This window comes from Nocardioides sp., from assembly GCF_035429765.1.
GTDB lineage: Bacteria > Actinomycetota > Actinomycetes > Propionibacteriales > Nocardioidaceae > Nocardioides.
This window is the reverse complement of record NZ_DAOMFK010000130.1, coordinates 1-8,659: the sequence shown is the minus strand read 5'-3', so window position 1 is coordinate 8,659 and position 8,659 is coordinate 1. Positions and strand designations below refer to the sequence as shown.

Below are 8,659 nucleotides of genomic sequence, written 5' to 3'. Positions count from 1 at the left end.
CGCACCACCGACCCCAGCCTCGCACCCGAGCCGGTCTCCGGTGCGCGCCCGCCCGCCGCGCCCACGAACGGCGCCGGTGCCAGGGTGGCACCGACCAACGGCGCCTCCGCGGCCAAGGCCGCCGGCGGCGGCGAGGGGAGCAAGACCAGCCGACGCAAGCTCGGCAACAGCCAGCAGGACCGGATCGAGGAGCTCAAGTCCAGCGTGCACGGACAGCTTCTCCGCGAGCTGGGCCCACAGCTGTACGACGCGAACATGGACCAGAACGAGCTCGAGTCACGGGTCCGCGCGGCCCTGCTCGACGTGCTGTCCCACCAGGACCGGCCGCTCAGCGCGAGTGACCGCTCCCGCATCACCCAGGAGATCAGCGACGACATCCTGGGCTACGGGCCGATCCAGCCGTACCTGCTGGACCCCGACGTCAGCGAGGTCATGGTCAACGGCCATGAGAACATCTGGCTGGAGCGCAAGGGCAAGCTGGTGCCGGCGGACACCCAGTTCGCCGACGAGGCGCACCTGCGCCGGATCATCGACAAGATCGTCTCGCGCGTGGGCAGGCGGGTGGACGAGTCCAGCCCCATGGTCGACGCCCGGCTTCCCGACGGCAGCCGCGTGAACGCGGTGATCCCCCCGCTCGCGATCGACGGCTCGTCCCTGACCATCCGCAAGTTCGCCGCCGACCCGTTGACCGTGCAGAACCTGATCGACTTCGGCTCGCTCAACCCGGCCTCGGCCGAGTTCCTGGACGCAGCCGTGCGCGGCCGGTTGAACATCATCGTCTCCGGCAGCACCGGCGCCGGGAAGACCACCACTCTCAACGTCCTCTCGTCGTTCATCCCGGCCGACGAGCGGATCGTGACCATCGAGGACGCGGCCGAGCTCCAGCTCAAGCAGGAACACCTGGTCCGGCTGGAGTCACGGCCGGCCAACATCGAGGGCAAGGGCGCAGTGCACATCCGCGACCTGGTCAAGAACAGTCTGCGTATGCGGCCGGACCGCATCATCGTCGGCGAGGTCCGCGACGCCTCCGCTCTGGACATGCTGCAGGCGATGAACACCGGCCACGACGGCTCCATCTGCACCGTCCACTCCAACGGCCCGCGCGACACCCTGGCGCGCATCGAGACCATGGTGCTGATGGCCGGCATGGACCTGCCCATCCGGGCCATCAGGGAGCAGATCGCCTCTGCGGTCGACCTGATCGTGCACCAGACCCGGTTCAAGGACGGGTCCAGGCACATCACCCACATCACCGAGGTGGAGCGGATGGAGGGAGACGTGATCACGCTCCAGGACATCTTCCTCTACGACCACTCCGCCGGCTTCGACCGCGAGGGGCGCTACCGCGGCACCCTCAAGGCGACCGGGTTGCGTCCCAAGTTCCTGGAGAAGATGTCGCACTCCAACGTGACCGTCGACCCGATGCTCTTCGCGACGGAGCGGTCCTGATGAGCCGCCGCGGCCGGGCCGGCGTACTCGCGGCCTGGGCGGCCCTGGCACTCGTGCTGGGCGTCGCCCCGGCGCAGGCCGCGGAGGACTCGGCGAGCATCACCCACGTCAAGCCCACCAGGGAGGGGCTGCAGATCCTGGTGTCGCTGCCGGTAGGGGCTCAGGTCGACCTGTCCGGCGTCACCGTCACGGTGGACGGCAAGGAGGCCGAGGCGAGCGCGGCTCCGGCCGACTCGAGCGGGACCATCCGGCGTACCACCGTGCTGGCCATCGACACCAGCCGGTCGATGGCCGGCGAGCGCTTCGCCGCCGCCCAGACCGCTGCCGAGACGTTCCTGGACACGGTGCCCGACGACGTGTACGTCGGCATCACCACCTTCGCCGGGGAGGTGACCCCCGCCCTGGCGCCCACGTTGGACCGGGACCAGGCGCGCAGCGTGATCGAAGGACTCACCCTGAGCCGCCAGACACGGCTGTACGACGGCGTGATCGCCGCTGCGAAGATGGCCGGCAGCGAGGGCCAGCGCAACGTGCTCGTGCTCTCCGACGGCGCCGACACCAGCGCCACCCCGCTCACCGATGCCACCAGCGCCATCAAGGACGGGGAGCTGCTCGTCGACGTGGTCGCTCTGGACCAGTCGAGCAAGGGGCTGGTCCCTCTCGAGAGTCTGGCCGAGGCCGGCTCCGGCCAGGTGATCAGCGCCGACCCCGCCGCACTGGAGCAGGCGTTCACCGACGAGGCCGACGCCCTGGCGCGGCAGATCGTGGTCACCACCACCGTGCCCGAAGGGGTGACGGCCGACGAGGGTGACGTGACGGTCGCGCTGCCGGTCGGAGACACCTCCTTGACCGCGAGCGCGTTCGTTCCTCTGCAGAAGCAGGCCCCCGCCGCCCAGGACACGGTGGCCACTCCGCAGGCGAGCGACCCGCTGACGCTGCCGGGCTGGGCGATGTACGTCGGGGTCGGACTGCTGGGTCTGGGGCTGGTGACGATCTTCACCATGCTCGTCCCGGCACCGGCAAGGACCGAGATGAGTCCGGACGAGCGGGTGTCGAAGTACGCCGCGATGACCGGTGGCTCACACCGGGTCGACGACTCACCGAACGAGCGGGACGCCGTCGTGGCCCAGGCCAAGAAGGCCGCGACGCAGATGCTCAAGCGCAACAAGTCGCTCGAGGCGCGCATCGCGAGCAGGCTCGAAGGCGCGGGTAGCGAGCTGAAGCCGGCCGAGTGGCTGCTCCTGCACACCTCCATCCTGCTCACCGCCGGGCTCCTCGGCATGCTCATCGGTGGGGGCGCCCTGCTGGTCGGGCTGCTCTTCGCCGCCGGCGGACTGTTCCTCCCGTGGGCCTGGTTGGGCTTCCGGAAGGGACGACGGCTCAAGGCGTTCAACGCATCCCTGCCCGACACCCTGCAGCTCTTGGCCGGATCGCTCCAGGCCGGCCTGTCGCTGCAGCAGTCGGTGGACACCATCGTCCGCGAGGGCAACGAGCCGATCTCGAGCGAGTTCAAGAGGGTGCTGGTGGAGACCCGGCTGGGCGTCTCGCTCGAGGATGCGTTGGAGGGCATCACCGAGCGCTTCGAGAGCAAGGACTTCGCCTGGATCGTGATGGCGATCAAGATCCAGCGGCAGGTGGGCGGCAACCTCGCCGAGCTGCTCAACACGGTGGCCGCCACGATCCGCGAGCGCGAGTACATGCGCCGCCAGGTCGCCGCGCTGGCCGCGGAGGGGAAGATGTCGGCCTACGTGATCGGCGGACTGCCGCCCGCGTTCCTCATCTACCTGCTGATGGTGAACCGGGACTACGTGATGCCGATGTTCACCGACCCCAAGGGCTGGCTGATGCTGGCCGGCGGCGCGCTCCTGCTCGGCGTGGGGATCTTCTGGATGAGCCGGCTGGTCAAGGTGGAGGTCTGAGATGGTCCTGCTCTTCGTGCTGGGCATCGCGATGGTCGGCAGCGCCCTGATTCTGGTCTCGATGGCCACCCGCGGCGAGGCCGAGGCCTCGGGCATCAACCGCTCCCTCGCGGTGCTCGAGGCGATGAGCGCCGCCCCCTCGGCGCTCACCAAGGACCTGGACAAGCCGTTCTCGGAACGGGTCGTCGACCCGCTGCTGCAGCGGTTCGTGGGCCTGGGGCGGCGAGTGAGCGGCGCGGACACCGGAGAGCGGCTGCACCGCAAGCTCGAGCTGGCCGGGAACCCCCCTGGCTGGACCGTGGACCGGGTGGTGTCCGCGAAGGTGGTCGGGGCGATGGCGGGCTTCCTGGCGGGCGGACTGTTCGCCTTCGTCATCCTGGACTCGCCCACCATGAAGATGGTGGCAGTGGCTGGGGGTCTGGCCGCCGGGTTCATGGGACCGAACATGTTCCTCTACCAGCGGGCCTACGACCGGCAGGAGAAGATCCGGCGCGGGCTGCCGGACGCCATCGACCTGCTGACCATCAGCGTGGAGTCCGGCCTGGGCTTCGACGCGGCCCTGCAGCAGGTCGCCCGCAACACCGACGGCCCTCTCGCCGAGGAGTTCGCCCGGGTGCTGCGTGAGATGCAGATCGGCCAGGGCCGCAGCGAGGCGCTGCGCGCGCTCGGGGACCGGACCAACCTGCCCGAGCTGCGCAGCTTCGTCAGCGCGCTGGTCCAGGCCGACGCCTTCGGCATCCCGATCGGGCAGGTGCTGCGCGTGCAGTCCAGCGAGATCCGCACCAAGCGCCGGCAGCGGGCCGAGGAGAAGGCGCAGCAGGTGCCGGTGAAGATCACCATCCCGCTGATCTTCTGCATCCTGCCCTGCCTCTTCCTGGCGGTCATGGGCCCCGCCGCCATCAGCATCCTGGCCAGCTTCTCGGGCAAGTGAAGCCACCGACCGCTGCTGGTTCCTACGACCGCGTGGCGGTCGTCGCCCGGCTGTTCACGCTGCTCACGGTGGCGGCACCGGTGCTGTGGGCGCGCGACGTGGCAGCCCTTCCCTACGTGCTCGCGCTGGCCCTGACCTGGGGCCTGCTCACCCTGCTCCAGGGGCCACGGCGCCTGGCCGGCTGGCGCTCGACGAGCGACCTCCTCGAAGCGTTGCTGGTCGGCCTCCTGTGCGGACTGGCGCTGCAGCACTCACTGGCGCCGCTCGTGGCCCTCGTGCTGCCCCCGTTCGTCTCGGGGCTCCGGCAGGGGTTCCGAGGCGCCGTGCAGGCCCTGGCCGCGGAGCTGGTCATGCTGGTCGGCGCCGCCGGCGTCGTCGCCGGAGGAATGAGCAGCCAGCAGGGTGCCGCCGTGTACGCCTGGGCGGGGACTGGTCTGGGCGTGGGCCTGGCGGCAGGCTTCTTCTCCTCCGGGGCCCGGTCCGAGCCGGACCCGCTGGCGCCCTACCGCGACGCCCGCGCGCTGATCCGCGAGCTGTTGGACCTCTCGGGCGGGCTGAGCGCCGGGCTGGACCCGGTGTCGCTCGGCCAGGAGATCCTCGGCACGGTGCTCGACGACGTTCCTGCAGCAGCTCTCGCCGTGCACGTGCCCCGCGGCGCCGACCTCACCCCGCTGACGCGACGGGTGGTCGACCCCGAGGTGGACCCCACCTCCGGGGACGTGCTCGCACCAGTGGTCATGGCCAGTCGTCAGCACCAGATCTCCGGTCGGGCCTTCGCCTTCCCGGTGACCACCGACACGGGGGTCGTGGCGGTCGTGACCGGCGTACTGACCGGAGACCAGCTTCCAGGGAGGATCGGGCTGCCGGCCCTGCTCGAGCGGTACACCGAGCAGCTGGCACCCACAGCCGTCCGGCTGGACACCGCCCTGCTCTTCGGCGCGTTGCGCGACGCGGCCACCTCGGAGGAGCGCCGACGCCTGGCCAGGGAGATGCACGACGGGGTCGCCCAAGACATCGCCTCGATGGGCTACCTCGTGGACACGCTGGCCGCGACCCCGGCGTCACCGCAGCAGGCGGAGCAGCTCAGGCTGCTGCGCGACGCGATCACGTCCGTGGTGGCCGAGGTACGCCGCTCCGTGCTGACGCTGCGCTCGAGCACCGACGGCGCCGAGAGCCTCGGGGCTGCGATCGGCGGCCTGGCCCGGCACCTCAGCGCGGTCTCGGGCGTCGCGATCACGGTCACCGTGGACGAGCAGACCACCCGCCTGCGACCCGAGGTGGAGGCCGAGCTGCTGCGCATCGCCCAGGAGGCCATGAACAACGCGGTACGGCACTCCCAGGCGACCCAGATCGACGTCGAGTGCCGGGTGGACCCGCCCGAAGCCATGCTCGTGGTGAGGGACAACGGCCGAGGGCTGCAGGGCCGGCGGTCGGACTCGCACGGGCTGGAGATCATGGGTGAGCGGGCCCGGCTGGTCGGCGCCGACCTGACCGTGGCGAACCGCCGCTCCGGCGGGGTCGAGGTTTCGGTCCGAATCCCCGGCGAACCACCCGAGGACTCGCCTACGGTGGTGCGGGAGAAGGAGGCCGCGCTGTCATGACGAACGATGTGGTCCGGGTGGTGCTGGTCGACGACCACGAGCTCATCCGCCGGGGTCTGCGCACCTCCTTCGAGCTCGAGCCGGGGATCGAGGTGGTCGCCGAGGCCGGGTCGGTCGCCGAGGCCCTGGCCTGCTGCGAGGAGCTGGTCCCCGACTCCGTGGTGACCGACCTGCAGCTCCCCGACGGCACCGGCCTGGACATCGTCAGGCGGCTCCGCAAGCAGCGGCCCGACATCGGGCTGATCGTGCTGACCATGCACTCCGGCGACGAGCAGATCTTCGCCGCCATGGAGGCCGGGGCGTCGGGCTTCGTGGGAAAGGAAGCCCCGGCCGGCGAGGTCGTCCGGGCGGCCCTGCACGCGGCGGCCTCTCCGCGCACGTTCCTGTGCAGCGGCCTGGCCGGCGCCATGATGCGGCGTGGCTCCGCGGAGTCCTCCCGACTCTCCGAGCGCGAGCACGAGGTGCTGCTGCTGCTCGCCGACGGGCTGGGCTCCGGTGCCATCGGCTCGGAGCTCTACATGAGCGAGTCCACGGTGAAGTCGCACATCGGGCGCATCTACCAGAAGCTCGGCGCGACCAACCGCGCCCAGGCGCTGGTCACCGCGATGCGGGTGGGCCTGCTGTCCAACGTGCGTCAGCAGGTCTGAGAGAGTCGCCTCCCGGGAAGCCGCTCACTAGTCACAACGGGCTATGCAGGGCGAACCGATTGCGTGATCCGCGCACCGGGTCCCAGGCCTGACAATGGGTCGTAGAAAGGCTTCCACGCAAGGATCCGGCCACTCAGCGGCGGACCGTACGTCGACTCAGGAGACGCACATGCTCGACTACCTGCGCATCATGCTGAACGCCCGCCTCGCCAGGCTCGACGAGCGCGGCGCCTCTGCCGTCGAGTACGGCCTGCTGATCACCGGGATCGCGGGCGTCATCGCCCTGGTCGTGTTCGCCTTCGGCGAGCAGGTCACCCTGCTGTTCAGCGGCACCTGCGACAGCCTGCAGGGCCAGCGCAGCATGGGCACGTGCTGAGGACCGACGTGCTCGACTACCTGCGCATCATGCTGAACGCCCGCCTCGCCACGAGGGACGAGCGCGGCGCGTCCGCCATCGAGTACGGCCTGCTCATCGCCGGCATCGCCGCCCTCATCGTCACCGTCGTCTTCGCCTTCGGTGCCGTGCTCGAGACCGTGTTCACCCAGACCTGCGCCAACGTCTCCGACGGCGTCACCGGCGGCACCTGCTGAACCCTGCGATCCCGACGGCCGCAGTCGGGGACGGTGCCACCGGGTGACGTCACGGGACCGGGCGGACGCCCGTCGCTGGTCCACCGGGTGCGGGGCGGGACCCGTAGGTATGTCGGTGGTCTCTGGTGGACTGCTCGCATGTCGGTTCAGCAGCTGCACCAGCCCCGGGTCGCCGGGTTGGTGGCGGTCGCCCAGGAGCAGGTCCGGTCCGCCGCGAGTGTCCCTGCGGGCACGGTCCGCACACCGGAGCTGGGCGAGGCGATCCAGCGGCTGGCCGAGCTGGAGTCCCAGGCTGCCGCGCTGAGGCTGGCGCTCTCGGCCGAGGCCGACGCCCGCCAGGTCGCGCACACGACTGGCGACACCGGCACCGACGCCTGGCTCGCTCAGCTCACCGGCGACACCCGCGCGGTGATGGCCGGAGGCCTGTGGCTGGCGAGGCTGCTGCAGGAGAAGTACGCCGCCACCCGCGAGGCCTTCGCGGCCGGCCAGCTCCGGCTCGACCAGGTCCGGGTCATCGTGTCCGCGGCCGAGAAGGCCCCTGCGGGGGCCGCGGCCCGCCAGCTCCGCGACGCCGAAGAGCTCCTCGTCGCCAAGGCCACCGGCGCCGCCACCCGGTCCGGCCGGCCGATCGACGCCCGCAGGTTGCGCCAGCTCGCGCGGCGTATGTTCGAGACGATCAGTCCCGAGCTGGCCGACCAGCACGAGTCGGACCAGCTGCGCACCGAGGAGCACGCAGCCGCGCGCGAGACGTGGTTCGTGCTGGCAGACAACGGCGACGGCACCTGGTCGGGCCGGTTCGTCATCCCCGAGCTGCACGGCACCCTGCTCCAGCACGCACTGGACCGGCTGAGCGCCCCGCGTCGACTCTCCCGGACCACCGGAGGCGAGAGCGTCGAGGACGAGTCGTTGCCCGGGCAGGGCAGCCTCAACGTCTCCGAACGACACGGCGCCGCGCTCTGCGAGCTGGTCGAGCACCTCCCCCGCGCCGGGCACACCGGCACCACCACTGAGATCGTCGTGACGATGCGGCTGGAGGCGCTGCTCAGCCAGGTCGGTGCTGCCCGGATCAGCAGCGGCATCCACCTCTCCGCCCAGCAGGCCCGGCGGTTGGCTTGCGAGAGCGCTCTCATCCCCCTCGTCCTCGGCGGCCCCTCCGAGCCCCTCGACCTGGGCCGAGCCCGCCGCCTGCACACCCGCGGCCAACGCCGTGCCCTGGCCGCGATCCACGACAGCTGTGCCATCGCCGGCTGCGATCGTCCCTTCGCCTGGTGCGAGATCCACCACCACCAGCTCGCCTGGGCGCGCGGCGGCCACACCGACCTCGACAACGCGCTCCCCCTGTGCTGGTGGCACCACACCCGCGCCCACGACGATGGCTTCGACCTCCGTCGCCACCCCAGCGGCGACTGGCGCTTCCACCGACGCAGCTGAGCCCAGCGCCTCTCCACCTGGGTTCGACGCGTCCCGAGAACGGGTCACCGGTGGGTAGTCACAAGTGACTACCCACCTCTGACCGAATTC

General features: G+C 71.0%; 8 protein-coding genes. All 8 read left to right on the top strand.

Annotated features, from left to right (window positions below):
• Window positions 1-1,449: TadA family conjugal transfer-associated ATPase (locus PLP61_RS11965; RefSeq protein WP_324502946.1), on the top strand; the 1,449-nt coding region annotated here is incomplete at its 5' end.
• Window positions 1,449-3,368, top strand: coding sequence for a type II secretion system F family protein (locus tag PLP61_RS11960; protein ID WP_324502944.1), 1,920 nt, complete (start codon window positions 1,449-1,451; stop codon window positions 3,366-3,368). The genes PLP61_RS11965 and PLP61_RS11960, both read left to right, overlap by 1 nt.
• 1 nt (window position 3,369) lies before the next feature.
• Window positions 3,370-4,299: a type II secretion system F family protein gene (locus PLP61_RS11955; RefSeq protein WP_324502943.1), complete on the top strand. Its 930-nt coding sequence runs from the start codon at window positions 3,370-3,372 to the stop codon at window positions 4,297-4,299.
• Entirely contained in the window at window positions 4,296-5,900 is a 1,605-nt protein-coding gene (locus PLP61_RS11950; RefSeq protein ID WP_324502941.1) for a sensor histidine kinase, read from the top strand. Before PLP61_RS11955 ends, PLP61_RS11950 begins: the two co-directional genes overlap by 4 nt.
• Window positions 5,897-6,547 carry a response regulator gene (locus PLP61_RS11945; protein WP_324502940.1) on the top strand — a complete coding sequence of 217 codons (651 nt, stop codon included), beginning with the start codon at window positions 5,897-5,899 and terminating at the stop codon, window positions 6,545-6,547. The genes PLP61_RS11950 and PLP61_RS11945 overlap by 4 nt, the downstream gene beginning before the upstream one ends.
• Window positions 6,548-6,716: 169 nt before the next feature.
• Window positions 6,717-6,923, top strand: a complete 207-nt coding sequence (locus PLP61_RS11940; protein ID WP_324502939.1) for a Flp family type IVb pilin — start codon at window positions 6,717-6,719, stop codon at window positions 6,921-6,923.
• Window positions 6,917-7,138 (top strand): Flp family type IVb pilin, encoded by a 222-nt coding sequence (locus PLP61_RS11935; protein ID WP_324502938.1) that lies wholly within the window; start codon window positions 6,917-6,919, stop codon window positions 7,136-7,138. The genes PLP61_RS11940 and PLP61_RS11935 overlap by 7 nt, the downstream gene beginning before the upstream one ends.
• A 138-nt stretch (window positions 7,139-7,276) precedes the next feature.
• The gene (locus PLP61_RS11930; protein ID WP_324502937.1) at window positions 7,277-8,569 is read left to right on the top strand and encodes an HNH endonuclease signature motif containing protein; all 1,293 of its coding nucleotides are present in this window, start codon (window positions 7,277-7,279) and stop codon (window positions 8,567-8,569) included.
• Window positions 8,570-8,659 lie beyond the last annotated feature (90 nt).

Excerpts from the sequence above, each read along its gene's own strand:
- PLP61_RS11930 (WP_324502937.1), top strand. The coding sequence starts at position 7,277 with ATGTCGGTTCAGCAGCTGCACCAGCCCCGGGTCGCCGGGTTGGTGGCG.
- PLP61_RS11945 (WP_324502940.1), top strand. The coding sequence starts at position 5,897 with ATGACGAACGATGTGGTCCGGGTGGTGCTGGTCGACGACCACGAGCTC.
- PLP61_RS11940 (WP_324502939.1), top strand. The coding sequence starts at position 6,717 with ATGCTCGACTACCTGCGCATCATGCTGAACGCCCGCCTCGCCAGGCTC.
- PLP61_RS11955 (WP_324502943.1), top strand. The coding sequence starts at position 3,370 with ATGGTCCTGCTCTTCGTGCTGGGCATCGCGATGGTCGGCAGCGCCCTG.
- PLP61_RS11960 (WP_324502944.1), top strand. The coding sequence starts at position 1,449 with ATGAGCCGCCGCGGCCGGGCCGGCGTACTCGCGGCCTGGGCGGCCCTG.